Consider the following 25,778-nt stretch of genomic DNA (forward strand, 5'->3'; position numbering starts at 1 on the left):
ACAAACTAAAAAGAGTAAGTTGGAAAGTGATTGGTGATCTATCACAAGTTTTTAAAGTAGCGCGTGGTGCAATTAATCATGTTTTAATTAAAATGGGTTTTGACAAAACTGAAACTATTAAGAGATCAGAAAATTTTATTCATCTCTTAAAATAATAAATAGGGTAGTATTCATTATTCTTATGTTTTTAATAAAATTAAGTAATTAGAAACAAATTAAGTTTTGCTTATGACAAATGATAACAAAATTTATAAAAAATTCAACTTTTTAAAAAAAATAATTTTTAATTAGATAAATAATTTTATAAAATTATGAATTTTACAACAATAAAAAGTACTTTTTAAAGTTATTACTAATTTTAAAAAGTTTTTTATAAAGATAAAAATTGGTTTTGTCTTTTATTTAAATAAAAAATATTAAATTTAATTTTTTCTTTATTTTGAATATTTTTTTAAACTTTAACTTCATTAATTTTGCTATTAAGTCTTAACATTGAAGCAAATAACATATTATTAAATGTTTATTTACAATATATTTTTGCATCACGATCTTTAACAGCCTTAATATATTGTGAAACATCGCCCTCCATATGACAACCAATATTATATTTTAATGCTTGATTTTCAATACCATCTTTATTATTTTTAATTAATTCAATAGTTTCTAATAAAAATTTCTTTTTGTTGTCAATAACATAGGGTAAATAACAAATTAAAAAATCTAATAAGGCTTCATAATTTCCAATAAAAAAATATATTTTTGCTAATTTATATTTTAATCTATGAATTTTGTTTCTATTTCGATATGGGAATAAGTCTTTAAATCTTTTTACTAAATGAAATTTATCGAAACTATATAATACAAGTGTTATTTTTATATTTTTTTTATGGCTTTGTAAATTTTTTTAATTTGTTTTTCACCATCACTTAATACTAATATAATAGGTTGACAATTAACTCAATCAAATGATGTTGTTATTTCATCTCAAGTTTTATTAATATACAAACTTTTATATTCTGTCATTTTATCTATACTCCTTAATTCTTTTTGCGTAAACCTAATGTTCAGTGTTCATCAGTAATTTTGTCTTTTGAAACTGGATAACTTCTAAGCATTAATTCATTTATTTTGTTAATAGTTTTTTTATTTAACCTTTTCATATTTCACATCCTTACTAAGTAATTTGTTATATTTTGAATTATCTTTTAAATCAATTATTCTTTTTCAACCACAATTTCTGCACCGATCAAAAGATAATTCATCTCCACAATTAATACAATAATAAAATTCTTTAAAATCTTCTTTATATAATTTTTGTTGTTTTAACTCAGCAAGTTCTTTTTTAAGTGCTTCATTTTATTCTTTAAGTGTTCGTATTTTGCTATTAAGTGCTTCATTTTCTTTTTCTAACTTTTCATATTTAATTCATTCTGTTATATTCATTATTCATCATCCTCAATAACAATTAATTGGTCTAATTGTTTTTTAGTGATTTTAATATCTTTTAAATCAGCATCTCGTAAATCAGCAAAAGATAAATTAACACCTCTTAAATCAGCATCTTGTAATTTAGCACATTGTAAATCTAAAAATTCTCTGCTTAAATATTCATTTATTTTTTGTTCTTCAACAGTAATATCTGTTAAATCTTTAATTAAATCTTGTAATGTTTTCATTTTATAATTTTCTTTCTGTAAAAAAACATAGTATTCCTTTATTGGTTAATATTTTGATATTTAGTAGATAATTTATTTTAGTATTTAATTACTTCGCCGCCCGCTTCACTTCGGGGGTGAGCGGGGGCGGATAGGATATTTTGATAGAGTTTACCCCCCACGGAAATAAACAAAAAAACAGTTTACCCAGTTATTAATTACGCTTCATCCATCCCTACACAACTTTATATAAAGAAAATAACCTTTTGGAGCTCCTCCCTCTTGTTTTTTAGTGTCCGATATTGTTTTTTTCGGTTTAACAGCACTCTTTTTATGAAGCAAGCAAAAACACACGCTCTGACATTTCGCGGGCGACTAACCCCGCCGAGAATTAAAGAAATAAATAGGAGTAGTAAATCCAATCGCTTTCACACTTTTTTAAGGCTTCGTGCCATAGATGAGTTATCCATTTTTAAGCATCAAAATATTAAGTTTTAGATTGCATTATTCATCAGATAATACCTTTATTAAAAATGATATTATTAGTTGTTAAACCGAAAAAATATAATAAATCACAGAAAGGAAATTATAAAAATTAACTAATTTGTAGGGAAAAATAGGTTAATTTTTAATTTTAAAGATACTATCTAATGAATAATGCAAATAAAAAAATCGCTTTAATAAGCGATTACTTTAATTTGTATTTAATTACTTTATTTATATTTTTTATAAAACCTAAGCTTTTTTCTTACTACCAGAAATAGCAGAATATAAAGAACATATTGAAGGTTATAAAGAATTAGTCAATAATTTAAAAACGACTAATGCTGAATTAGAAAAACAATATTATGAAGCCCTTGCTAAAATAGCAAAAGAAAATGGGGGAGATTTTGTTTTGCGAGAAAAAAAGATAAAATCTAATATTCCAAAACAAGACGAAATTGATAATATTGATGAAGGATATGTATCAGATAAAGAACATGAAATATAAAAAATAAAAACAACAACATTGTTGTTGTTTTTATTTTCTTTTTCTTTGATAATTGTAAACCGATGTTAATACTCAATTTTGGGGACTTCATTTTGTTAATTTTTTTACAATTTTATTAACACTACCTGTTACAATATAATTTTTTCTTTTTACTTTTAATCCTTTTAGTAAACTTTTTCGAGCATAAGTAGATGTCTTCATAACTTTCACTGTTGAATGATATTTTGCGTCTTTCTGGTTACTACTTCGATTTCAGAAATCAGTTTTTAACGGTCCTGGACATAAGGTAATAACTCGAACTGGTGATTTTGTTTTTTTCAATTCCGTATTAATCGCCACTCCCAAACTTCAGACATAAGATTTTGAAGCATAATAACTAGCAAAAACTGGGGCTGGCGTAAATGCCGCTAAACTACCAATGTTTAAAACACGTCCTTGTTGTTGCACTATAAAACGTTGTACAAATAATTTTGTTAAAATATGGAGCACTTTAATATTTAAATCAATCATATTCATTTCTTGCTCTAAACTAGATTCATTAAAATAACCTCATACACCATATCCAGCATTATTAATTAAAATTGTTACATTATCTTTTGCAACATCATTAAATAATTTTTCACAATTTTCTAAATTACTTAAATCATAATTAATCATTTTAATTGTTTGTGTTGGATATTTTTGTTGTAAAGCAGTAACAGGGGTTGTATCACGAGCAACAGCAACAACATTATAACCAAGTTTTAATAATTCTTCGCAATAACAATATCCTAATCCTTTACTAGCACCAGTAACAACAGCTCATTCTAAACTATTACTATTTGTTTTTTTCATTATTTTCTTGACCATTTTCTAATTTTGGTTTTTTAATAACTGTCATATCAAATAATGTTTTACGATTTAAGAAAATATAATTTCCTGCTGCCGCTAATGATAATACCGTTGCTAAATACATTGGAATCATAATAATTTGGTTTACTCAACCAAATTCATCTCATTGGCCTGTTTTTAAAGAATGACCATTAAACATACGAAAACCAATAAAAAATAAAATTGTCATTCCAAACATCTCCATTGCTGCTCGCACACGTCCTAATTGATTAGCAGCCATCACCACTTTTTGTGTTGCTAAAATTTGGCGAACAACATCAATTACAAAATCGCGAGCAATTAACAATACAACCATTCAAACTGGAATAATGTTTGCACAAGCAAAGACAATTAAAACAGTATTTGTTAGTAATTTATCGGCGATTGAATCAAAAAATTTGCCAAATGTTGTGACTTGATTGTAGCGACGAGCAATAAAACCATCTAATAAGTCAGTTAAGCTAGCAATAATAAATAAAATCCCAGCAATTAAATAACTAATTGGTAATGAATAAGTAAAATTATCTCCTTCAATTGTTAATCATTGATCTCATCCATTATATAAGGAACTATTTTCAAATGTAACAATTACCATTAAAGCAATAATAACTGGGATTAAAAAAATCCGAATTAATGTAATACGATTAGCTCAATTCATTTTAAGTCCTCTTTTCTAAAAATATCTTATTCTTGATATGTTAATATTACTTACATATTATATTATACAAATGTATAATATTAAAGAAAGTTTATGAGGTGAGGGGAAAAATGATTAAAGAACTAGTACAATTACTTCAACAAAAACAAATGACAATTGCAGCATATGAATCAATAACATGAGGTCTTTTTAGTCATTATATAACTAATGTTCAAAATGCTAGTCATGTTTTTTAGGCAGTATTGTTACTTATACTAATGACATTAAAATTAAACTTGGTAATGTTTCCCAATCAATAATTACTACAACAATAATTAAACATTTACAACAAATTTTAGAAAAAGAACAAGGAATTAGTAGTAAAAAAAGATAAAAATAAACAGAAAGGAGAATAAAATAATGGAAGATAATAAACCAGTTCCTCCTGAAAAAAAACCTTTGACCAAGATGAAATTTTAAAAACAGTAATGAAAGAAATCGAAAAAACATATGGTAAAGTCTCTATTATGAAATTAGGGGATAAAAGCAACCTAACAATTGAAGCTGTATCAACTGGAAGTTTATTACTTGATGAAGCAATTGGAGTTGGTGGTTATCCTAAAGGGCGAATTATTGAAATTTTTGGGCCAGAATCATCAGGAAAAACAACTCTATAATTACATGCTATTGCTGAAGTACAAAAAAATGGTGGGAGAGGAGCCTTTATTGATGCTGAACACGCTTTAGATCCAAATTATGTTAAAAAACTTGGTGTTAATATTGCTGAATTAATTATTGCCCAACCTGATTCAGGTGAACAAGCATTAGATATTTTAGAAACACTTGTTAAATCGAATGCAATTGATTTAGTTGTCATTGATTCTGTTGCCGCATTAGTGCCCAAAGTAGAATTAGAGGGATAAATGAGTGATGTAACAATTGGCGCACAAGCACGTTTAATGAGTAAAGCTTTACGAAAATTAAACGGAGTAATTAATAAAACAAATTCAATCGTTATTTTCATTAATCAAATTCGCTAAAAAGTTAGTGTTTTATTTGGTAATCCTGAAACAACAGCAGGGTGGCGTGCTCTTCCTTTTTTTGCTTCTGTCCGATTAGATGTTCGTCGTACTGAAACACTAACAACAGCAGGAGTAGCAACCGCCAATAAAGAAGTAAAAATTAAAGTGGTTAAAAATAAGGTCTCACCGCCTTTTAAAACAGCTCTTGTTGATATTAATTATAATGAAGGAATTGATAAATATTATGAATTAATTGATTTAGCAGTAAAATATGATATTTTAGCAAAAACCGGGGCATGATATGCTTATCAAAATAATAAAATTGGTCAAGGCCGAGAACGTGTAAAAGAATATTTAAAAATAAATCCAGAAGTTTTTTTGGAAATTCAACAACAAATTATTAATAACGTATTATGTAAATCTAAACTCCAATTAATCTCTTGTTATTTTGATAATAACATCATTTTTAATAAATGCAACTCTTTTTTTAAAAAATTAAAATATTTTATAAATATAGCTTAATTTAACCATATTTAATCACACTAAAAAGCATTTATTAAAATTTTAATTAATAAATTCTTTAAATATTCTGTAAAAACATTTCTTTTGCACTTATTCAATTTAAACACGGTCGGAGTTTTTCATTTATAACATTAACTACTCAATCAATTTGTTTTTGACTAACATTATTAAAATCAGTTCCAAGAGGAAAGCGTTTTCTAAATTCACGGTTAATTCTTTCAATTAATGGTTTTTGATTAGGTGAACCTGGGTCACAAAAATATACTTGTGTTTCAGTAAATATTTCCATTTCTCTTCATTTACTAAATTCTTTCCCACGGTCAGTTATTATTCCTTTAATTTTTCCAATTAAATTATTACTTATAACAATATCTTTAAACTTTTCTACAACTTCATTAGCAGTATGATTTTCTAATTTCATAGCAAAGTATTTTTTACTTGATTGTTCTACTAAAACTAAAACAGCAGATTTATGGTCTTTTCCAACAACTGTATCCGCTTCAAGTCATCCAACATTAGAAACTTTATTTTCAATATCTCAAATTGACTTAAATCTTTCATCTAATTTGCCACGATTATCAGGTCTTTTACTGAATATGATAATATTGATGAATTAGAAGCAACAAAATATTTTGAAAAAATTGAAAAATACTGAGATAAAATACAAACCAAAGAAATAGAACATAATAATAAATTACTAGAATATGATGAAACTGGTAATAATAAAAATGCTATCCAAGGTAGAACAGAAATAAAGGAGGATTAACAAATGAGTAGAATTAGTCCAGGTGTTATGGAAGAATTAAGAAGACAAGCCCACGATACTTTAATGGATATAAGAGAAGACATCCGAAATAATCGTCATTGAATGGTATTTCCTTTTAATGTTTATAGTTCATATATTCCTGATACTGAAACAGGGTGAAAACCTAATAATGCTAAACCTAGTGATTATGGTAGTTATACAAGAATATTTGATAATATGGAAAGTACTATTGCTCAATGACAAGGCAGTTTAAAAATAGTTCAAAAATATAAAGGTGAAGAAATTAATATTTTAACTATTGATGATTTTAAAAATCAACCAGTTAATTCAACGATATGAGCCAATAATGAAAAACCTTTTGCAATAAAATTAAAAGATGAAAATGAAAATAATTATTGAAAATTAATTGATGGTGAAAATATTTATGATATTAATAAAATGTTAGAATACTTAAAACAATATAAATTAAGTTATTTTATGAATAATGATAATAAAAATAATGATAATAAAGCAGATAATTTTTATACAAAAGAAGTTAAAGTTGGTAAATATTGAGATGCTTATATGATTGATGATAGAAGTTCTATTCAATTTGGTGAAGCAAAATTTGAACAAGTATTTACTCAACAATCAACAGAACGACAATATACTTTATTAATTTTAGATGAAGATGCTGATAAATTAAATATTAATGATTATTATAATTTTTATACTGTATTTAATGACCGTGGTTTAAATATTGGTGGTGGTGATATTAATTCTTCTCCCCAAGATAGACAATGATTATATCCCTCAAATGTTATTAATTATTATTCACCTTATGATGGTAGTTTTTTATGACAAGAAATTACCTTTTCAAGTATTAATGATAAAATTAGTCATAGTGGTTTATCAGTACGACAATTTATACAAACAAGTGCCCCAGGTGAGGGTTATTGTTTTCCTAAAATAACTTATGATGAAAAATTAAATAAAGGTATTGTTGAATTAGATGAGATTTTATTAAAAGACCCAGGTGTTAGAGCAATGGCAGTTAAATTTTATGGTAATCCTATTTTATTTGATATGCCTGTTATTGGGCGACCAATTATTAAGGGTGAATTTAATAAAAAAGTAATGAATTCAAGAGATTTATTAATGTATAATATGTTTCCTACACCACCTGATAAAATAAATACTTATGCATCACCCGAAGTAAGTTGAAATAACATTCAAGGAATTCAACCAACAATTATTACTGGTTATAAAGATTGAAAAGAACATATTCAATCAATGTCTGATTTTTGAATTGAAAAAAATAATGAAGGTATGATAATAACAGATAAAACAACATCAACAGCAACTAATCCAACTGTTGGAACAACTATTAGTGAAGAGGGGGCAAATTCTAAACCTTATTGGTCTAAAAGTTGAAAAATAACACTACCAAATAAAGTAAAAGTAAATAGTGGAACTATTAATAATATTATTAGTACCCAAGCATCATCTTATTTTAGAAGAAAAGATGAATTTGGTAATACTATTGGTCAAGTTCAAATTGAATATAATAAAATGGGTTCATGTAATATTTGAGATATTTTAAATATGAATAATTTTATTAATCGCCAAATTACCGTATTACCTTTAAACTATACGCAAAAATTAGTTTTTAATCCTTTTACGATACCTGCTATTGGAAAGTTTTTAAATTTTGTTTCGTTTGGTATTCCTTGGGACTGAATTGGTAATTTAACAATTACACAAGATGATAAATGACCTAATTTTCCATGACTTAATGGGTTTATGAGTGCTAACCCAATTGCTTGGGATTTAAGTTGTTCAAAATCGCTGGCATTGCCCACAAATTTAGTAATGGTAAGGTTATTATAATTGATAATTTCATTAATAAGTTTCTGACCCAATTTACCTTGAGCCCCAATCAATAAAATTCTCATATTTTACTCCTTTACTAATATCTTAACATATTTATTTTTTCTAGAATGGATAAATTAATAACTAAATTTTTTTCAAAAATCTTTATTTTATTGGCATCTTTAAAAAAGAAAAAATTATTTTTTTAAATCTTTTTTATAAAATAATTTGTTAAATTAAAAAATACTTGCAAAATTTTTGCAAATAAAATATAATAACAATGTAGTTAAAACAGGTTGCATAAAGACTAATTAGTTATTAATATGGTCCAATCTTAGTAATTAATTATGTTTTTAATTATATGTTTCCTTTGTAAAAAACTACAAAATGAAACCAACATTGCAAATAAGCACTCTTTATAATTGTATAATCATTTAACGGTCCAAAATATTACTTTTAAAGTAATTGTTTATAAAATTATTTAATAATAATAACTAATTGCAATGTTGGTGGAAAAAATCTATATGTTGCCTTTGGGCGTTTTACTGTTAGTAAAACGCTTTTTTTATAGCAAAATTAACTAGATAAGTTTATAATTATAATAGAGTATAAACAACAGAGGGGAATTATTTTACATGCAAAATGGATTAGAAAAGCAGTTGGAAGATACGTTTAAAAGTTCCGAGCAAGAAATGTTTGATGCTTTATTAAAAAGTTATTATTTAGATGATGATCAATTAGATTATTTGCATAAACATTATCGACCAATTTTTACTTTTGATGATAATGAAGCATGTATTTGTTTAAGTAATGAGCAATATGCAAATTGTTGCAAAACGAAGGTATTAAATTCAACTAAAAATCGTGCTCAATATATTTCAATTTTACAAGCAGTAGGGGACTTAACATTAAAAGAACAATATATTGAACAAGAAACAAAGCATTATCAACAAGTTTTAAAAAAATGTATTAAACAAAAATGTATTTTACAAGAATGTAATAATAAAGTTGGTCAGCATAATCTTTATTCGCTTGATATTAGTAAAAATCATTATTATTTAAATCGTTATCATTCTAAACATTTTTTTAAAAATATTAAAACATCTTTTTTAGATTTAAAATCAACAGAGAAAGTACCTTATTTTTTTAATGTTTTTTGTCAAAAACATTTGAATGAATATCTTCAGTCAAACAAAACGCTTGTACCGCAGTTAGAAGCATTATTAATGAATATTAACGATAATTTAGTGGATCATCAAGAAGTTTATGAAACATATATTAATTATTATTATAGTTTAAGTGTTGCTGAACAAGTGATTTTAACAATTAAACTTCGCCGAATTATGAAATTAGCGTTAGTTTATCAATTAGAATTATCACGTTTATTAAATGATTTAGATAATCAACAACATAACTATGTTGTTAAAAAAATAACTTTGCCAAAAGAAATTCATTCAATTGTCTGCAATGATATTCTATTAGCACAATTAACTCCAATCACTTTTCAAGCAATTAATTCACCGAATAATCCGTTTTTACCAAATAAAATTTTATACACAAGATTAGTTAATAATGCGAAAAAAGGGGAAATTCATTTTATTTATCATAAAAATAATCGGATTTTAAATACTTACTTTGCTGAATGAGAAGAAAAAAATAAAAATGAAAAACAATGACAAAATTATTTATCAAGTATTATCCTTAATCAAGGAACCCATTTTTTAATTAAAAAAAAATATTATGATAAACTAAATCAAAAAACAAAAGATTTAATTAATATTTATTATTATAATAGGTTTGAACAACCACGAAATTCAGCAGAAGAATTAATGCTCCAAACTTTTATTAATAATTTTAATAATGGCATTAATATTTTAAAATAGGAAGTTGATGAAAATGACAATCTTAGGATGAATTATAATTGGAGTTTTTCTTAGTTTATTATTTATTTTTATTGGTTTTTTAGGATGATTTTATCAAAAAAAACAACAACTTTTTTTTCAAATTTTTAAACAACTAGAAGTTGAAAATCAAGAATATATTAATAATAATTTATTAAAATTAACTTTGCAAGAAATTAACGTTAAATTTAAATTAGAGCCAGGTGAAAAAGTATTTAGTAATATTCCTGTTACTGTTTATCTTCAACATAAATTAAAAAATAATCAAACTCATTCCAAATATACAATTCCATTTGAAAATGGAATTAGTGTTGGTTATGGGCAAGGTAAAAGAATTAAAGAAATGTATCAAATTCCATTTCAAAATGGTCATATGTTTATTACAAACCAAAGAATTTTAATTATAAATGAAGACATTACTACAACTTGACCATTAAGTGAAGTTAATAATCTTGAATTAAGTATTTTTCGAATTAATAATATTCTATATCAAGGCTTTTATTTATATACGGAACAAAAACGTTTTATGATTATTGTAAAAGGTTTAGAAACGCCATATCTAATTTATAAGGTGTGAAAGCATGAATCATAATTATTTAATTGGAATTATTTTATTTAGTACTATTTTAGGTGTTGCAATAATTATTGTTGCTATTTTAGCTTTATACCAGCAAAAAAAAATAAAACATTTTAGACAAAAGAAAAATGAACTACAAAAAATGATTGATAACAATCAAACATTGTTAAATTATAATTTAGTCGTAATTAAAATTAAATATGAATTGCCAAAAAATGAAATTTGTTATTATCAAGCACCAATTATTGGCTATGAAATAACAAAACCAAAAGAACTTCAACAAAATATCTACTACTTAACTCAACAAATGAAAGAGCAATATTATATTGAATACTTGGATGGTTATTTAAATCTTACTACTAATAATGGTAAGGAAACAATTAATGGAACCATTTATGCTACAAATTACCGCTTAGTTTTTGAGACTAAAGATCAAAATCTTATTATTTGATTAAAAGATATTAATTTTGTTTTACCAAGTATTTTTAATCTTAATGGTTTTTATCAAATCGGTTTTTTTATTAGTACTACTGAAAAAATTTATCGTTTTATTACAAATGATGTTAAAATATCAATGACAATTTTTAAAACATGACAACAAAATAGGGGAGACTAAGTAAACAATGAAAATGCATATTATTTTATTTTTTTCATTAATCTTAATGTTAGCTTTATATACTTTTCATACTTTATTTTTTATTCATTATCAAAAACAAAAAGAAAATAATAAGGAAATTAAAGAATATAAATGAAAAGCAATGATATTTTTTATCTTTATTACCACCTATCTGCTTTTAACTCCACTTAATATTTTTATTATTATTGATTATATTTTATTAATGACTTTATCAAATATCTCAAATACATTTGCTTATTTATTTGTAATTATGGCAATTTGTAATTATGGCTTAATTTTAAGTTATTTAATTATTCAAACATTAGTTAATAATAGTTTATGAATTAAAGTAAATGATGAAACCATTTTCTTTTTAGATGAAGAAATTATCTTATCGCAAGTGATTGGTATTGATATCAATGGTTTGTTTAATAAAGTTATTTATAAAGTTGATGGAGAAATTGAAAAAAAAGTTATTGTTGGGAAAAAAACATTTGAATTTTTAGAACAAATTAAATTAACAAATTAAAAAGCAATCAACTGGTTTTCCCAACAGGTTGATTGCTTTTTTTCTGTTTGGGTAACAAAAATAATTATGTTGGCGAAATAAGGATTTATGTAAATTATTTTTTTATGTTAACTTAAATGTTAACTTAATTAGTTAACTTAATTAATAAAAAGAAAAGATAAGAGATAACCTAAAGGGGAGAGATAGTAGTAGTGTAATTATAAATCCTTTATATAATTATTCTGTTTACTTTAGAGATTTAGGAAAAATACTTTTCCTTACCCATAGTATACTATTAATATTAAAATAATACAATATTTTTTTTATTTTTTAATAAAATAAAATATTTTTCCAAATGTATAATGTACGATGAAGCTCCAAAAAAACAACTCTTGTTAGAGTTGTTTTTTTATTTGAAATAAAACAACTCCTAAAAGGAGGTAATGATAATTAAACAACAAAACTTAATGCAGAGTGGGACGGTTATTTTAAATAACTAAGTGCTTCCATAAGAACATGAGTATTAACTCATTCCCACAGCATTAGGTAAAAAGAATTAGGATTAAAAAATCTATGAAATGTCAAAGAATTAATTGTAATAATAAAAATGCTTATTTTGGAAATAATTATATTGAAAAAATTAGTGATAAATTAGAGTGAAATTTAGGTTATAAAAAAGAAATTATATTATGTGAAGAACATTGATTACAAACTTATCAATTAGAAAATTTAATTATAAATAAAAAAAATTAGGGGAAATATAAAATGTTAAAAAATGAAATTAATTATAAAAATGATTGATTAACAATTGAAAAGATAATTCTATTGAAATATTTACATTATCAGAATTATATTTTAATTTTAAAAATACAAGTGAATTAAATAATTTATTACGAGTAAAAATGATTAAGGAGGATTAAATTATGACTAAAAAATACTTATTAATAATGATATTTTATCTAAATCATTTTATACATTAGAAGAAGCAAAATTTAAAACCAGTCAAACTGACATTGATACTATTTGAGAAAAAAGTGACGAAGATATTAAAAAAGCAATAGATGAAGTTGTAAATAATCCATTATGAAATCAACTATTTAAGAATTTATCAAAAAATGATTAAAGGAGATAAATAATATGTGAAAAGATGAAGATGGCAAATTTTATACCGAAGAAGATTTATTTGAAGAAGCATTAGAAGAATGTTATTCAGAAGAAAGTGTTTATGACTATATTGAAAAATTAATTATGGAAAAGAATTTGGAGGAATTATAAAATGAAAACATTACAAGATTTAATTAAAGATTTAACAGGAATTAGTGTTGAAGAAGATAAAATAAATGAATATTTAAAAAACGAACGATTAGATTTACGAGGTGCTGATTTAAAAGGTGCTTATTTATGTGCCACTAATTTAAAGCATACTTATTCATTTTTCCATAATGTTAGTTATTTACCTTTATAAATTTCTAACGCTTTTTTAACAGACATTTTGTAATCAACAATTTTATTAATTGTGGGGCGCGGTTTTTTAAAAACTTATTACAATATTTTGCTGTTGGATCATATTTTTTTTGTTGTAACTCAGGATTAAAAATTCGAAAAAATGGTTGAGCATCAAATCCCGTCCCTGCTACTCATTGTCATGAGCATTGATTTATAATAGGGTCATAATCTATTAACTGTTGAGCAAAATATTGTTCGCCCTTACGTCAATCAATTTGTAAATTCTTAACTAAAAACGAAGCACAAACCATTCTTGCTCGATTATGTAATAACCCTGTTTCTTTTAACTCTTTCATTCCAGCATCAATTAAATCATAACCAGTTTCACCATTTTGCCACTTTTGTAATCATTCTGGATTATTTGTCCAGTCAATTGTTATTTTTTTATTTCAATTTTCACTAAAAGATCATTGTTGATGTAATTGCGCATTATAAGTTACTTGATAATAAAAATCTCGCCATGCTAATTGGCGCGCAAAAGCGTTATCAAAAACACCAAATTTTTCAATGCTTCAAAGATAACATTGTCGAATTGAAATAACACCAAATTTTAAAGCAGTACTAATTTTTGCTGTACTAGTTTCTAAATCAACAAAATCAAGAGTTTGATGATAGTTTTGATCTAACTGAAAAATTGCTGTTTTAAGTTTTTTCAGCTACTAATGGTAAATTAAAATCACTAGATTTAACATTTGTAATGTCTTGTAAAATCTCAATATTTTTTAATTGTTGGGGCAAAAAGGATTTAACCTTATAAGGAACAATCTTATTATCGTTAAAATGTCCTTTTAATTTATTTCAAAATGGTGTAAAAACAGTCAAGGTTATAAAATTAATAAAATATATACAAACCGTGATTATACAACATTTGCTCTTAACCGAAGTAAAGCAATGCGTCAGTTATCAAAAGAATATAATTTTATTTATCGTGAATTTGATGATTATGTATTAATATAACCATTAACAATAAAAACTACTCAAAATGGATATTTGGTCTAATAAAAATTTAATTCCGGTTTGTTCATTTTCACTTTTTAGAAAATTAACATGAACCTTTTTGCTTAATTGTTTTAAACAATGAACCATTGCTTGAAAACTACGAGGTAAAAAATAATTATTTGCTTTTATTTGTTCTTTTGTAAAAATAAATAATAAATAAATTTTATCTTCTTCATTAGCCAACTGAGCAAGACCAAGATTATCTTCAATTCTAAAATCACGATGAAAAATAAAAATGTTCATTAATTACAACCACTTTCTAATTTATTTTTTATCATTATACTATAAATATGCTGTCACATAAAAAAGGATTAAATTTAATCTAATACACATTTATTCCAATTTAAGTTATAATTATATATAGATATTAAAGAGAAGCGGGGAGTTAGAATGGGAGTACCAACATTTTGTCCAATTCATTTAAAAATTCATGAATGTTCAAAAAATAGTAATAAAGCTATTTCAAGAGCAACTGAAAATAAGATTAAAGCAAAAATGAATCGAATGCTAAATCCAACTAAAACTAGTAATGAACCTATTAAACCAGCAGTAGTTGAAAAGGGAACAATTCAATATATTTTAGAAAATGCTAAAAAAAATAATGAAAACATTAAACACAAATTAAAAATTCCAAATGAAGATGGAAAAGCGATTGGTGTTGATGAAAATGATATTAAAGCAAAAATGGCTCGTTTACGTGCTGCAGTTACTAACCAACAAGAAGTAGGTGAAAGAAATAATAATAATTTATCTTCCCCTACTCGTACTAGTAAAGTTGAACCGACTATTATCTTAACTGCAACAGAAATTGAAGCTTTAATTGAAAAAGCTGTTGTTAAAGCAATCGCAAAAGAAAAAAATAATGAAAAGAAAAGGGGAATTAAATCTTTTTTTATTCTCCCCTTTTCTTTTCATTGTTATGATTGAATATATTTCGTTTGGCTATGTAATAAGTATTTTATTTCTTTTAATTTTTGATCATTTAATAACACATCTTGGTGGTATTTTTTATTAATTTCCTTAATTAATTTATTTGTTTTTATTTGTTGTAGTATCTGGTTGTTTAATATCTTCATAATCAATTAAGTCATATTCAAAATTTGTTTCATTACCAATTTGTTTTAATTGATTATGTTCAAAAGTTAGCTAAATCTTTAATCGTATGAATTCCAATTTCTTTTAAACGATGAGTTGCTTGTTTACCAATCCCAAATATTTTATTAACCGGTAATGGTTGAACTAAGTCAGTAACATCTTCTGGCCGAATTAACGTAATTCCCATTGGTTTTTTCATATCACTAGCAATTTTCTAGTGATTTATTATATGAAATACCAATACTATTTGGTAATCCAATATTTTAAATAAATATCAGTTACATCAATATAACACTCATCAATTGAAGCCACTTCAATTTTATCAGTATAATGCATACTAATAAAATCAAATAATTTTTGCGCAAAATCAACGTATAAACCAAAATCTTGCTTAACAATTTCAAGGTCCTGGCAAATTTCTTTTTCCTTATATAGCGGCATTGGATTATTAATGCCTAATTGTCGTGCTTCATAATTCGCTGTTGTTACAACTGCTCGCCGTGAAGAATTAGCAACAACAAGTGGTTTTCCTTGAAAGTGGGGATTAGCAACTTGATGACAACTAGCAAAAAACTATTCATATCAATATGAAAAATAACTTTCATTCTTTCTCTCCCCTATTTTAATTAACTGATCAAAAATTAGAAGAAATAAAATACTTATTACATAGCCAAACGAAATATATTCAATCATAATAATGAAAAGAAAAGGGGAATTAAATCTTTTTTTATTCTCCCCTTTTCTTTTCATTATTTTTTTCTTTTGCGATTGCTTTAACAACAGCTTTTTCAATTAAAGCTTCAATTTCTGTTGCAGTTAAGATAATAGTCGGTTCAACTTTACTAGTACGAGTAGGGGAAGATAAATTATTATTATTTCTTTCACCTACTTCTTGTTGGTTAGTAACTGCAGCACGTAAACGAGCCATTTTTGCTTTAATATCATTTTCATCAACACCAATCGCTTTTCCATCTTCATTTGGAATTCCTAATTTGTGTTTAATGTTTTCATTATTTTTTTTAGCATTTTCTAAAATATATTGAATTGTTCCCTTTTCAACTACTGCTGGTTTAATAGGTTCATTACTAGTTTTAGTTGGATTTAGCATTCGATTCATTTTTGCTTTAATCTTATTTTCAGTTGCTCTTAAAATAGCTTTATTACTATTTTTTGAACATTCATGAATTTTTAAATGAATTGGACAAAATGTTGGTACTCCCATTCTAACTCCCCGCTTCTCTTTAATATCTATATATAATTATAACTTAAATTGGAATAAATGTGTATTAGATTAAATTTAATCCTTTTTTATGTGACAGCATATTTATAGTATAATGATAAAAAATAAATTAGAAAGTGGTTGTAATTAATGAACATTTTTATTTTTCATCGTGATTTTAGAATTGAAGATAATCTTGGTCTTGCTCAGTTGGCTAATGAAGAAGATAAAATTTATTTATTATTTATTTTTACAAAAGAACAAATAAAAGCAAATAATTATTTTTCACCTCGTAGTTTTCAAGCAATGGTTCATTGTTTAAAACAATTAAGTAAAAAGGTTCATGTTAATTTTCTAAAAAGTGAAAATGAACAAACCGGAATTAAATTTTTATTAGACCAAGGTTATAAAATTAATAAAATATATACAAACCGTGATTATACAACATTTGCTCTTAACCGAAGTAAAGCAATGCGTCAGTTATCAAAAGAATATAATTTTATTTATCGTGAATTTGATGATTATGTATTAATAGAACCATTAACAATAAAAAGTACTCAAAATGGATATTATACTGTTTTTACACCATTTTGAAATAAATTAAAAGGACATTTTAACGATAATAAGATTGTTCCTTATAAGGTTAAATCCTTTTTGCCCCAACAATTAAAAAATATTGAGATTTTACAAGACATTACAAATGTTAAATCTAGTGATTTTAATTTACCATTAGTAGCTGAAAAACTTAAAACAGCAATTTTTCAGTTAGATCAAAACTATCATCAAACTCGTGATTTTGTTGATTTAGAAACTAGTACAGCAAAAATTAGTACTGCTTTAAAATTTGGTGTTATTTCAATTCGACAATGTTATCTTTGAAGCATTGAAAAATTTGGTGTTTTTGATAACGCTTTTGCGCGCCAATTAGCATGGCGAGATTTTTATTATCAAGTAACTTATAATGCGCAATTACATCAACAATGATCTTTTAGTGAAAATTGAAATAAAAAAATAACAATTGACTGGACAAATAATCCAGAATGATTACAAAAGTGGCAAAATGGTGAAACTGGTTATGATTTAATTGATGCTGGAATGAAAGAGTTAAAAGAAACAGGGTTATTACATAATCGAGCAAGAATGGTTTGTGCTTCGTTTTTAGTTAAGAATTTACAAATTGATTGACGTAAGGGCGAACAATATTTTGCTCAACAGTTAATAGATTATGACCCTATTATAAATCAATGCTCATGACAATGAGTAGCAGGGACGGGATTTGATGCTCAACCATTTTTTCGAATTTTTAATCCTGAGTTACAACAAAAAAAATATGATCCAACAGCAAAATATTGTAATAAGTTTTTAAAAAACCGCCCCACAATTAATAAAATTGTTGATTACAAAATGTCTGTTAAAAAAGCGTTAGAAATTTATAAAGGTAAATAACTAAAATTATGGAAAAATGCTAGCAAAGTTAATATTTTTATTTTGTATCGTGTATATTCAAGTTCCAAATTTATATCTCTTGTTAATCTGATGATAACATCATTTTTAACAAATGCAACTCTTTTTTTAAAAAAATAAAATATTTTATAAATATAACTTAATTTAACCATATTTAAGCACACTAAAAAAATAATTTATTAAATTTTATATTAATAAATTTATTTAATATTCTGTAAAAATACCTCCTTAGATGTTTTTCAATTTAAACACGGTTGGAGTTTATCATTTATTACATTATTAACTACTCAATCAATTTGTTTTTGACTAAAATTATTAAAATCAGCAATAGTTAAAGAACGATTACAAAAAGTTAAAACTTGGGAGATTGAATTAATTGAAGAAACAATTCTTACAAAAGATAACAATTAGAGTAAAAGGAAAAGAAAAAATATTTTTTAGCACAATAACCTATTAATGTTTACACTTTCAAGTTATAATATAAGGAGTATCAGTTTATTTTATTATTTAATAGTAGAGGATGATTACGATGATATTAGGAAATAGTGAAATAGCCTTTATTTTAATTGGATTTTTTATTGCGATTAATATTATTATATTAATTTTTTTAATTTTATCTTACCGAAATATTTTAGTTCCAATTCCAAATTTAAATAATGCTCCAAGTCAATCAATGATTTCATTAGAAGTAATTGATCGCTATTTAACGAAAAAGAAAATTACTGGTTTAAAAGTTGTTCGTAAACAGGTCCAAGTTTTAATTACACATTCTTATAAAAAGAAAACATTTTATATTAATGATTTACAATTATTTAATCAGTCTTATTTTTTATCAGGGATGGGATTAGATTATGTTTTAGGGCGAACATTTTTTGCAACCCAATTATATTTAAAAAATAAACATGTTCAAACAATGCATTTCTTATTATATTTGGCTCCACCATTATTATTGTTATTCTTTCTTATCGTCTCATTATTTACAATTATTTTTATTGCTATTCTAAAAACTAATCCCGCCTTGTTAGACCATAACAATTTCTTTTACTTTATTAATCGCTATGGAGTCTTAAATTTATTATTAATTTTTATTATTGCAGCATATTTAATTTTATTAAGTTTTAATGGCCATTTTAAGCAAAATTTAGAAAATTGATATGAAACAGAAATGCGACCATTTGTTAAAAAACAGTTTCCGGAGTTATATGATGATTGAATTATTGCTCGTAGTTATTCACGGAGTATTCAGTTTACATATATTTTTGGTTATAATTTTATTTTTAAAAAAATTTATAAATATACAGGACCCTTTGGCCTTTAGTAAACATCTTGGCGGTATTTTTTATTAATTTACTTAATTAATTTATTTGTTTTTATTTGTTGTAGTATCTGGTTGTTTAATATCTTCATAATCAATTAAGTCATATTCAAAATTTGTTTCATTACCAATTTGTTTTAATTGATTATGTTCAAAAGTTAGCTAAATCTTTAATCGTATGAATTCCAATTTCATTTAAACGATGAGTTGCTTGTTTACCAATCCCAAATATTTTATTAACCGGTAATGGTTGAACTAAGTCAGTAACATCTTCTGGCCGAATTAACGTAATTCCCATTGGTTTTTTCATATCACTAGCAATTTTCTAGTGATTTATTATATGAAATACCAATACTATTTGGTAATCCAATATTTTAAATAAATATCAGTTACATAAATATAACACTCATCAATTGAAGCCACTTCAATTTTGTAAGTATAATGCATACTAATAAAATCAAATAATTTTTGCGCAAAATCAACGTATAAACCAAAATCTTGCTTAACAATTTCAAGGTCCTGGCAAATTTCTTTTTCCTTATATAGCGGCATTGGACTATTAATGCCTAATTGTCGTGCTTCATAATTCGCTGTTGTTACAACTGCTCGCCGTGAAGAATTAGCAACAACAAGTGGTTTTCCTTGAAAGTGGGGATTAGCAACTTGATGACAACTAGCAAAAAAACTATTCATATCAATATGAAAAATAACTTTCATTCTTTCTCTCCCCTATTTTACTAAAGGCCAAAGGGTCCTGTATATTTATAAATTTTTTTAAAAATAAAATTATAACCAAAAATATATGTAAACTGAATACTCCGTGAATAACTACGAGCAATAATTCAATCATCATATAACTCCGGAAACTGTTTTTTAACAAATGGTCGCATTTCTGTTTCATATCAATTTTCTAAATTTTGCTTAAAATGGCCATTAAAACTTAATAAAATTAAATATGCTGCAATAATAAAAATTAATAATAAATTTAAGACTCCATAGCGATTAATAAAGTAAAAGAAATTGTTATGGTCTAACAAGGCGGGATTAGTTTTTAGAATAGCAATAAAAATAATTGTAAATAATGAGACAATAAGAAAGAATAACAATAATAATGGTGGAGCCAAATATAATAAGAAATGCATTGTTTGAACATGTTTATTTTTTAAATATAATTGGGTTGCAAAAAATGTTCGCCCTAAAACATAATCTAATCCCATCCCTGATAAAAAATAAGACTGATTAAATAATTGTAAATCATTAATATAAAATGTTTTCTTTTTATAAGAATGTGTAATTAAAACTTGGACCTGTTTACGAACAACTTTTAAACCAGTAATTTTCTTTTTCGTTAAATAGCGATCAATTACTTCTAATGAAATCATTGATTGACTTGGAGCATTATTTAAATTTGGAATTGGAACTAAAATATTTCGGTAAGATAAAATTAAAAAAATTAATATAATAATATTAATCGCAATAAAAAATCCAATTAAAATAAAGGCTATTTCACTATTTCCTAATATCATCGTAATCATCCTCTACTATTAAATAATAAAATAAACTGATACTCCTTATATTATAACTTGAAAGTGTAAGCATTAATAGGTTATTGTGCTAAAAAATATTTTTTCTTTTCCTTTTACTCTAATTGTTATCTTTTGTAAGAGTTGTTTCCTCAATTAATTCAATCTCCCCAGTTTTAACTTTTTGTAATCGTTCTTTAACTATTGCTGATAAGGATAGTAAACTACCATTATTTAATTTTATTTGTAACAATTTTTTTCGTTCTTCATTATTGGTGTCAGCTGCTAATTTTAATAAACGCAAACGTTGTTCATAATTTAAATTATTGGGATCTAGCACATCCTCATCTTTAATAAAGATTGCTTCTTTTTTACTTGCATCAATATTTATTTTAGCATTTTTTAAGATATTGCTCATTGTTAATGGTTCATTGTCTAAGATTTCATCTGAAATTAGCGGTATTCCATCATTACTATTAGATAAGTATAAATTATCATTATTTTTACCCTGTACTTTTGAAAGTAAAACTGTATTATTAAAATATTTTTGGTCAGGATAAACCTCATCACCGCCAACGCATGGAGTGGCATCTAGTACAACTTGAGCTGGTTTATTTAATAATTCTTCTAATGATTTAGGAGCATAAAAACTATATTTTCGGCGTCCTTCAATCCGTTGTTCTTGAACTCGGTTTCGTAGAACATCTAATTTACGCGTAATTAAATTAGCTTTTGATTTTTGCCAAAGATCATAAATTTGATTAAAATCAAGTGCTGGAGTAACCATATCATTTTCATTAAATGGAACAAATTGATTCTTATTATTTAAATTTAATTCATCTAAATCAGTTAATTCTGTTACTTGCTTAATTTCTGCCCCTTCTATTGGTTGAAATTCAGAATAATCTAATTTATCATAATTATCATTGTGATCAAAAACATCATTTTGAACATTATTTTGTTTAACATTAAATTTATTATTGTAATATGAATATGTCTCAAATTCATTTGTTAATCTAATAATTTTATCAACAGAATTTTGATTATTATTTAATATCGTTTTATCTTGCAAAATTGAAGTTGGTCGTTTTGCTGGATCAAATTCATTTGGGTCATAATCATCTCAATAATCAATTACTTTTTTATTATTTTCCATTATTAAAACCCCCATACTTTTTTTACCTATTTATTATACTATAAAATTAAGGTAAAAAAAGGGTTCAGATAGATCTCATTAATAAAATATCTGGTTTTTAAATAATCATTGATTAAGTCATTAATTAGTGCTATACTATGAATGTTATTAAACTTATATCAAATTATCAAAACTATATTAACAATGTTACTAGAAATACGAGTGTTAAATATTTATGTCTGTTACTGTTTTTTTACATACCAAATATCTTAAGTTGTTTAAATTCGAGTACTAACCACCTCTGTGCTTTATTTTCATTTTTTTATATCAAATATATTATACCACATACATTTTAAAGATTACAAGAAAATAACAAAAATAATAAAAAAGAAAACATTATTTTATTTTGCGGTCCTTAGTAATTAAATATGGAAAAGATAATGTTATTAATACTGTAAATAAAATAGTAATTAATAATGTAAAATAAAATGAATAAATTATCCGCGTAATTTATTAGCGGTAATTTATTCAATATTGTTTATTTTGAGCGTAGCGAACACGCAGAGCGTGACGCGATATTTAAAAATTTTGAAAGGAGATATATTATACCAACTTGATTAAAGACAATATTTAGTGTTGTTATTATATTGGGGATTTTTGCTTGAATTGGTTTATCAATTTATCAAAATATAGACAATTTTAAAATTGTATTGTAAAGATGCAATTAGGTCAATCAACCCTTATTAATTTGATAATATACCATTTATCAAAAAATGCAATATTTTTTCAAAAAAAAATTATTTTTTTAAATATAAGTTAATATTTAAGCACGACAAAAAGAAAAGTTTGCTACAAATATATAATTTATATTTAAAAAAATTAAATATTAATATTTTGTAAAAATACCTCTTTGGAGGATAATCAACCTAAACTCGGTCGCGGCTTTTCATTAATAATTTTCATAACTTTATTAATTTCTTTTTGAGTAACAGTATTAAAATCAGTTCCCTTAGGTAATTACACGGGCGATTACCGCTTACAGAACGATAACATAAAATATATTTATTCATTTTTATTATCTCCTTTATTATTTACAATATAATAATTAATAAAGTGCTGTACTCGTTGGTTATGTGTATATAATTTAGGTAATTCATTTCATATTTTTGCTTGTTCTTTATTTAAGTAAACATTAATATTTCTAATTACAACTTGATGATTTTTTGTTTTCATTTTTAAATAACCTTTTATAACAAACATAATGCATTACTTTATTATTTTTAGAAACAATATTACCATAATTAATATTTTTATTACATTCATTACATTTTATTTTAATAGAATAATGTTGGTTGAACATACTTTAATCGCTCCTTTGTTAATTTATAATATTTTTCATTAATTTCTATTCCAATTCAACGCCGATTTAATTGTTCACAAGCAACTGCTGTTGTACCACTTCCTAAAAAACAATCTAATACAATATCTCCAACTTTACTATGCTTATTTATTTGTAATTTAATTAAATTAATATCTTTAATAGTAGGGTGTTTTATATTTTCTATAAATTGATTATTACTATTAGTAATTTGATAAATAGTTTGCATATCTTGATTTCAAACATTACTATAACTAATTGGGTTTTTGTAAATATATAAACATAATTCTTTATCTTTACGATAGACACTATTACTAGGTGCATCATTTGTTTTTTTTTTGTAAATTATTAATTCAAACTTTAAATTATAATTTTCTATTTCAATTAAATAATTCTTTTAATTGTTGTTTTGATAAATAAATTATAAAATTTGGTTTTTTAATAATTCGTATTCACTCCTTAAAATATGATGGTATATCAAAACTACTAATAAACTCACCTTGTAAAAATTCAAGTTCTCTTTTACGGATTTGATATTGAATATTAGAACAATTAGGATCCTGTATTTTTTTTAAATTATATTTAATATGTTTTTCTTTATTTTCTAATTTTTTAGCAATATTAGGGTAAAGGTAAGGTGGAACAGTTAATATTAAATCAATACTTTTGTCAGATATTGTTTTTAATATTTCTAAACTATCACCGAAATATAACTGACCTAATTTAGTTTTCATAATTAGCAATAATAATCGCATCTCGTAAATAATTACTTATTTTTTGATTATTATATTTTCAACCTTTACCATATTGATAAGTTAAATTAGTATCTTTTTCAAATTTTCATAAACAACTATCATTATATTTACTTAAATTTTTAATATTTTTAACAACTGATTTAGTATATTTTGGTGATACTCAATTAATGTCACCTCAAAACTGTTTTTGTAAAACACCTAATAATCTCAATAAATCATCGCGGTCTTTTGAACCATTAGCACTTGTTGGTAAACAATCTTCAATATTAATAATCTCGCCTGATCGCTGATATTCTCAAATAATCTGGTAGTAAGAAAAAAGTTGAGTTTTTATAAAAAATATAAATAAAGTAATTAAATACAAATTAAAGTAATCGCTTATAAGAGCGATTTTTTTAATTGCATTATTCATTAGATAGTACCTTTAAAATTGTTGAATTATTTTTTCTAATTCAACAATTCTACTAGATAAATTTGTATTATCTATAATTAATTGATTTTTTGTTTTATTAGTTATTTCAATTAAAAATTAACCTATTTTCCCTACAAATTAGTTAATTTTTATAATTTCCTTTCTGTGATTTATTATATTTTTTCGGTTTATTAATAGAGATAATGAGATATTTAAACAACTAATAATATCATTTTTAATAAATGTACTATCTGATGAATAATGCAATACTAAAACTTAATATTTTGATGCTTAAAGATGGATAACTCATCTATGGTACGAAGCCTTAAAGAAAGTGTGAAAGCGATTGGATTTACTACTCCTATTTATTTATTTAATTCTCGGCGGAGTTAGTCGCCCGCGAAATGTCAGAGCGTGTGTTTTTGGCTTGTTTCATAAAAAGAGTGCTGTTAAACCGAAAAAAAACAATATCGGACACTAAAAAACAAGAGGGAGGAACTCCTCCAAAAGGTTATTTTCTTTATATAAAGTTGTGTAGGGATGGATGAAGCGTAATTAATAACTGGGTAAGATGTTTTTTTGTTTATTTCCGTGGGGGGTAAACTCTATCAAAATATCCTATCCGCCCCCGCTCACCCCCAAAGTGAAGCGGGCAGCGAAGTAATTAAATACTAAAATAAATTATCTACTAAATATCAAAATATTAACCAATAAAGGAATATTATGTTTTTTTACAGAAAGGAAAATATTTAATGAAAACATTACAAGATTTAATTAAAGATTTAACAGGAGTTACTGTTGAAAATTGAAAAATAAGAGAATATTTAAGAATTGAAACATTAGATTTAGAAGATACCAATTTAGAAGAGGCTAATTTAATTGATGCTGATTTAAAAGGTTCTAATTTATATAGGAGTGATTTACGATGTGCTGATTTATGAGTTGCTAATTTACGAGATGCTGATTTAAAAGATATTAAAATCACAAAAAAACAATTAGAGCAATTAATTGTTATTGATGAGGATGAATAATGAATATAACAGAATCAATTAAATTTGACA

32 protein-coding genes and 5 pseudogenes are annotated in these 25,778 nt (G+C 24.7%); 16 read left to right on the forward strand and 21 right to left on the reverse strand.

From position 1 onward, the window contains the following. Positions 1 to 26: 26 nt before the first annotated feature. Entirely contained in the window at positions 27 to 155 is a 129-nt protein-coding gene (locus SDAV_RS13820) for a hypothetical protein (protein WP_281268814.1), read from the forward strand. 718 nt (positions 156 to 873) lie between these two features. On the opposite strand, the gene SDAV_RS11630 is transcribed toward SDAV_RS13820, so the two are convergent. From SDAV_RS11630 to pgsA, 5 genes are all read right to left on the reverse strand, one after another. Continuing rightward, positions 874 to 1,023 (reverse strand): hypothetical protein, encoded by a 150-nt coding sequence (locus tag SDAV_RS11630; protein WP_186823416.1) that lies wholly within the window; start codon positions 1,021 to 1,023, stop codon positions 874 to 876. A gap of 14 nt (positions 1,024 to 1,037) precedes the next feature. After that, positions 1,038 to 1,160 carry a hypothetical protein gene (locus SDAV_RS13825; protein WP_281268815.1) on the reverse strand — a complete coding sequence of 41 codons (123 nt, stop codon included), beginning with the start codon at positions 1,158 to 1,160 and terminating at the stop codon, positions 1,038 to 1,040. Between the two features lie 282 nt (positions 1,161 to 1,442). Continuing rightward, on the reverse strand, positions 1,443 to 1,676 hold the full coding sequence (locus SDAV_RS00705) for a pentapeptide repeat-containing protein (RefSeq protein ID WP_114564164.1): 234 nt from the start codon (positions 1,674 to 1,676) through the stop codon (positions 1,443 to 1,445). Positions 1,677 to 2,676: 1,000 nt separating this feature from the next. Continuing rightward, a complete protein-coding gene (locus SDAV_RS00710) occupies positions 2,677 to 3,480 on the reverse strand; it encodes an SDR family NAD(P)-dependent oxidoreductase (protein ID WP_114564165.1) in 804 nt (267 codons plus the stop codon). After that, positions 3,464 to 4,174 (reverse strand): CDP-diacylglycerol--glycerol-3-phosphate 3-phosphatidyltransferase, encoded by a 711-nt coding sequence (gene pgsA, locus SDAV_RS00715; RefSeq protein ID WP_114564166.1) that lies wholly within the window; start codon positions 4,172 to 4,174, stop codon positions 3,464 to 3,466. The genes SDAV_RS00710 and pgsA overlap by 17 nt, the downstream gene beginning before the upstream one ends. A gap of 110 nt (positions 4,175 to 4,284) precedes the next feature. On the opposite strand from pgsA, the gene SDAV_RS12755 reads away from it, so the two are divergent. Further along, positions 4,285 to 4,410 carry a CinA family protein gene (locus tag SDAV_RS12755; protein WP_245938434.1) on the forward strand — a complete coding sequence of 42 codons (126 nt, stop codon included), beginning with the start codon at positions 4,285 to 4,287 and terminating at the stop codon, positions 4,408 to 4,410. A 231-nt stretch (positions 4,411 to 4,641) separates the two neighbouring features. After that, positions 4,642 to 5,697, forward strand: a pseudogene (gene recA / locus SDAV_RS14555) (recombinase RecA). Between the two features lie 58 nt (positions 5,698 to 5,755). On the opposite strand, the pseudogene SDAV_RS00730 reads toward recA, so the two are convergent. Next, positions 5,756 to 6,283, reverse strand: a pseudogene (locus SDAV_RS00730) (IS30 family transposase); the annotation flags it as partial. A 183-nt stretch (positions 6,284 to 6,466) separates the two neighbouring features. Between SDAV_RS00730 and SDAV_RS11635 the strand changes: the two are divergent. From SDAV_RS11635 to SDAV_RS00765, 9 genes are all read left to right on the forward strand, one after another. Further along, positions 6,467 to 8,332: a hypothetical protein gene (locus tag SDAV_RS11635; RefSeq protein WP_186823417.1), complete on the forward strand. Its 1,866-nt coding sequence runs from the start codon at positions 6,467 to 6,469 to the stop codon at positions 8,330 to 8,332. Positions 8,333 to 8,949: 617 nt separating this feature from the next. Next, on the forward strand, positions 8,950 to 10,197 hold the full coding sequence (locus tag SDAV_RS00740; RefSeq protein ID WP_114564167.1) for a hypothetical protein: 1,248 nt from the start codon (positions 8,950 to 8,952) through the stop codon (positions 10,195 to 10,197). A gap of 13 nt (positions 10,198 to 10,210) precedes the next feature. After that, positions 10,211 to 10,807 (forward strand): hypothetical protein, encoded by a 597-nt coding sequence (locus SDAV_RS00745; protein ID WP_186823418.1) that lies wholly within the window; start codon positions 10,211 to 10,213, stop codon positions 10,805 to 10,807. After that, complete coding sequence (locus SDAV_RS00750; RefSeq protein ID WP_114564169.1) at positions 10,797 to 11,408, forward strand: hypothetical protein; 612 nt, start codon at positions 10,797 to 10,799, stop codon at positions 11,406 to 11,408. Before SDAV_RS00745 ends, SDAV_RS00750 begins: the two co-directional genes overlap by 11 nt. A 7-nt stretch (positions 11,409 to 11,415) precedes the next feature. After that, entirely contained in the window at positions 11,416 to 11,937 is a 522-nt protein-coding gene (locus SDAV_RS00755; protein WP_114564170.1) for a hypothetical protein, read from the forward strand. A gap of 552 nt (positions 11,938 to 12,489) precedes the next feature. Then, on the forward strand, positions 12,490 to 12,669 hold the full coding sequence (locus SDAV_RS00760) for a hypothetical protein (protein ID WP_114564171.1): 180 nt from the start codon (positions 12,490 to 12,492) through the stop codon (positions 12,667 to 12,669). Positions 12,670 to 12,713: 44 nt separating this feature from the next. Next, entirely contained in the window at positions 12,714 to 12,836 is a 123-nt protein-coding gene (locus tag SDAV_RS13830) for a hypothetical protein (RefSeq protein WP_281268816.1), read from the forward strand. 217 nt (positions 12,837 to 13,053) lie between these two features. Then, positions 13,054 to 13,191: a hypothetical protein gene (locus tag SDAV_RS11640; RefSeq protein ID WP_186823419.1), complete on the forward strand. Its 138-nt coding sequence runs from the start codon at positions 13,054 to 13,056 to the stop codon at positions 13,189 to 13,191. A gap of 1 nt (position 13,192) precedes the next feature. After that, entirely contained in the window at positions 13,193 to 13,381 is a 189-nt protein-coding gene (locus tag SDAV_RS00765; protein ID WP_114564172.1) for a hypothetical protein, read from the forward strand. Between the two features lie 4 nt (positions 13,382 to 13,385). On the opposite strand, the gene SDAV_RS12765 is transcribed toward SDAV_RS00765, so the two are convergent. Together SDAV_RS12765 and SDAV_RS12770 are read right to left on the reverse strand one after the other, a co-directional pair. Continuing rightward, positions 13,386 to 14,078: an FAD-binding domain-containing protein gene (locus SDAV_RS12765; protein ID WP_334199344.1), complete on the reverse strand. Its 693-nt coding sequence runs from the start codon at positions 14,076 to 14,078 to the stop codon at positions 13,386 to 13,388. 304 nt (positions 14,079 to 14,382) lie between these two features. Continuing rightward, positions 14,383 to 14,664, reverse strand: coding sequence for a deoxyribodipyrimidine photo-lyase (locus SDAV_RS12770; protein WP_245938435.1), 282 nt, complete (start codon positions 14,662 to 14,664; stop codon positions 14,383 to 14,385). 147 nt (positions 14,665 to 14,811) lie between these two features. Here SDAV_RS12770 and SDAV_RS00775 point away from each other — a divergent pair, with 147 nt between their 5' ends. Beyond that, the gene (locus SDAV_RS00775; protein WP_245938436.1) at positions 14,812 to 15,507 is read left to right on the forward strand and encodes a hypothetical protein; all 696 of its coding nucleotides are present in this window, start codon (positions 14,812 to 14,814) and stop codon (positions 15,505 to 15,507) included. Positions 15,508 to 15,550: 43 nt separating this feature from the next. Here SDAV_RS00775 and SDAV_RS12775 read toward each other — a convergent pair whose 3' ends face one another. From SDAV_RS12775 to SDAV_RS00785, 3 genes and pseudogenes are all read right to left on the reverse strand, one after another. Further along, complete coding sequence (locus SDAV_RS12775; protein ID WP_245938437.1) at positions 15,551 to 15,703, reverse strand: hypothetical protein; 153 nt, start codon at positions 15,701 to 15,703, stop codon at positions 15,551 to 15,553. 56 nt (positions 15,704 to 15,759) lie between these two features. Beyond that, positions 15,760 to 16,029, reverse strand: a pseudogene (locus SDAV_RS12780) (Y-family DNA polymerase); the annotation flags it as partial. Between the two features lie 214 nt (positions 16,030 to 16,243). Further along, positions 16,244 to 16,738 carry a hypothetical protein gene (locus SDAV_RS00785; RefSeq protein ID WP_114564173.1) on the reverse strand — a complete coding sequence of 165 codons (495 nt, stop codon included), beginning with the start codon at positions 16,736 to 16,738 and terminating at the stop codon, positions 16,244 to 16,246. A 147-nt stretch (positions 16,739 to 16,885) separates the two neighbouring features. Between SDAV_RS00785 and SDAV_RS00790 the strand changes: the two genes are divergently transcribed. Further along, a complete protein-coding gene (locus tag SDAV_RS00790; RefSeq protein WP_114564174.1) occupies positions 16,886 to 18,181 on the forward strand; it encodes a cryptochrome/photolyase family protein in 1,296 nt (431 codons plus the stop codon). A 218-nt stretch (positions 18,182 to 18,399) separates the two neighbouring features. Here the strand turns inward: SDAV_RS00790 and SDAV_RS12500 are convergent. Continuing rightward, a pseudogene (locus SDAV_RS12500) lies at positions 18,400 to 18,522 on the reverse strand (IS30 family transposase); the annotation flags it as partial. A gap of 206 nt (positions 18,523 to 18,728) precedes the next feature. Between SDAV_RS12500 and SDAV_RS00800 the strand changes: the two are divergent. Further along, on the forward strand, positions 18,729 to 19,517 hold the full coding sequence (locus SDAV_RS00800) for a hypothetical protein (protein ID WP_114564176.1): 789 nt from the start codon (positions 18,729 to 18,731) through the stop codon (positions 19,515 to 19,517). A gap of 142 nt (positions 19,518 to 19,659) precedes the next feature. Here SDAV_RS00800 and SDAV_RS12785 read toward each other — a convergent pair whose 3' ends face one another. The 9 genes and pseudogenes from SDAV_RS12785 to SDAV_RS00835 form a co-directional block, all read right to left on the reverse strand. After that, entirely contained in the window at positions 19,660 to 19,812 is a 153-nt protein-coding gene (locus tag SDAV_RS12785) for a hypothetical protein (protein WP_245938438.1), read from the reverse strand. Between the two features lie 56 nt (positions 19,813 to 19,868). Next, the gene (locus tag SDAV_RS12790) at positions 19,869 to 20,231 is read right to left on the reverse strand and encodes a Y-family DNA polymerase (RefSeq protein WP_245938439.1); all 363 of its coding nucleotides are present in this window, start codon (positions 20,229 to 20,231) and stop codon (positions 19,869 to 19,871) included. Positions 20,232 to 20,251: 20 nt separating this feature from the next. Continuing rightward, positions 20,252 to 21,040 carry a hypothetical protein gene (locus SDAV_RS00810; protein WP_114564176.1) on the reverse strand — a complete coding sequence of 263 codons (789 nt, stop codon included), beginning with the start codon at positions 21,038 to 21,040 and terminating at the stop codon, positions 20,252 to 20,254. Between the two features lie 118 nt (positions 21,041 to 21,158). Then, positions 21,159 to 22,193, reverse strand: coding sequence for a hypothetical protein (locus SDAV_RS00815; RefSeq protein ID WP_114565571.1), 1,035 nt, complete (start codon positions 22,191 to 22,193; stop codon positions 21,159 to 21,161). An 858-nt stretch (positions 22,194 to 23,051) separates the two neighbouring features. Further along, positions 23,052 to 23,186, reverse strand: a pseudogene (locus SDAV_RS12795) (IS30 family transposase); the annotation flags it as partial. A 48-nt stretch (positions 23,187 to 23,234) separates the two neighbouring features. Next, the gene (locus tag SDAV_RS11645; protein WP_186823420.1) at positions 23,235 to 23,405 is read right to left on the reverse strand and encodes a hypothetical protein; all 171 of its coding nucleotides are present in this window, start codon (positions 23,403 to 23,405) and stop codon (positions 23,235 to 23,237) included. 101 nt (positions 23,406 to 23,506) lie between these two features. Continuing rightward, positions 23,507 to 23,938, reverse strand: a complete 432-nt coding sequence (locus tag SDAV_RS12505; protein WP_222611607.1) for a DNA-methyltransferase — start codon at positions 23,936 to 23,938, stop codon at positions 23,507 to 23,509. Continuing rightward, a complete protein-coding gene (locus SDAV_RS00830) occupies positions 23,916 to 24,293 on the reverse strand; it encodes a hypothetical protein (protein WP_151202488.1) in 378 nt (125 codons plus the stop codon). Before SDAV_RS00830 ends, SDAV_RS12505 begins: the two co-directional genes overlap by 23 nt. Beyond that, on the reverse strand, positions 24,274 to 24,717 hold the full coding sequence (locus tag SDAV_RS00835) for a hypothetical protein (protein ID WP_114564179.1): 444 nt from the start codon (positions 24,715 to 24,717) through the stop codon (positions 24,274 to 24,276). Before SDAV_RS00835 ends, SDAV_RS00830 begins: the two co-directional genes overlap by 20 nt. A 752-nt stretch (positions 24,718 to 25,469) precedes the next feature. On the opposite strand from SDAV_RS00835, the gene SDAV_RS00840 reads away from it, so the two are divergent. Then, positions 25,470 to 25,748, forward strand: a complete 279-nt coding sequence (locus tag SDAV_RS00840) for a pentapeptide repeat-containing protein (RefSeq protein WP_114564180.1) — start codon at positions 25,470 to 25,472, stop codon at positions 25,746 to 25,748. The last annotated feature ends 30 nt before the right edge of the window (positions 25,749 to 25,778 follow it).

Origin of the sequence: Spiroplasma phoeniceum P40, from assembly GCF_003339775.1 — a bacterium.
GTDB classification, from domain to species: Bacteria; Bacillota_I; Bacilli_A; order Mycoplasmatales; family Mycoplasmataceae; genus Spiroplasma; species Spiroplasma phoeniceum.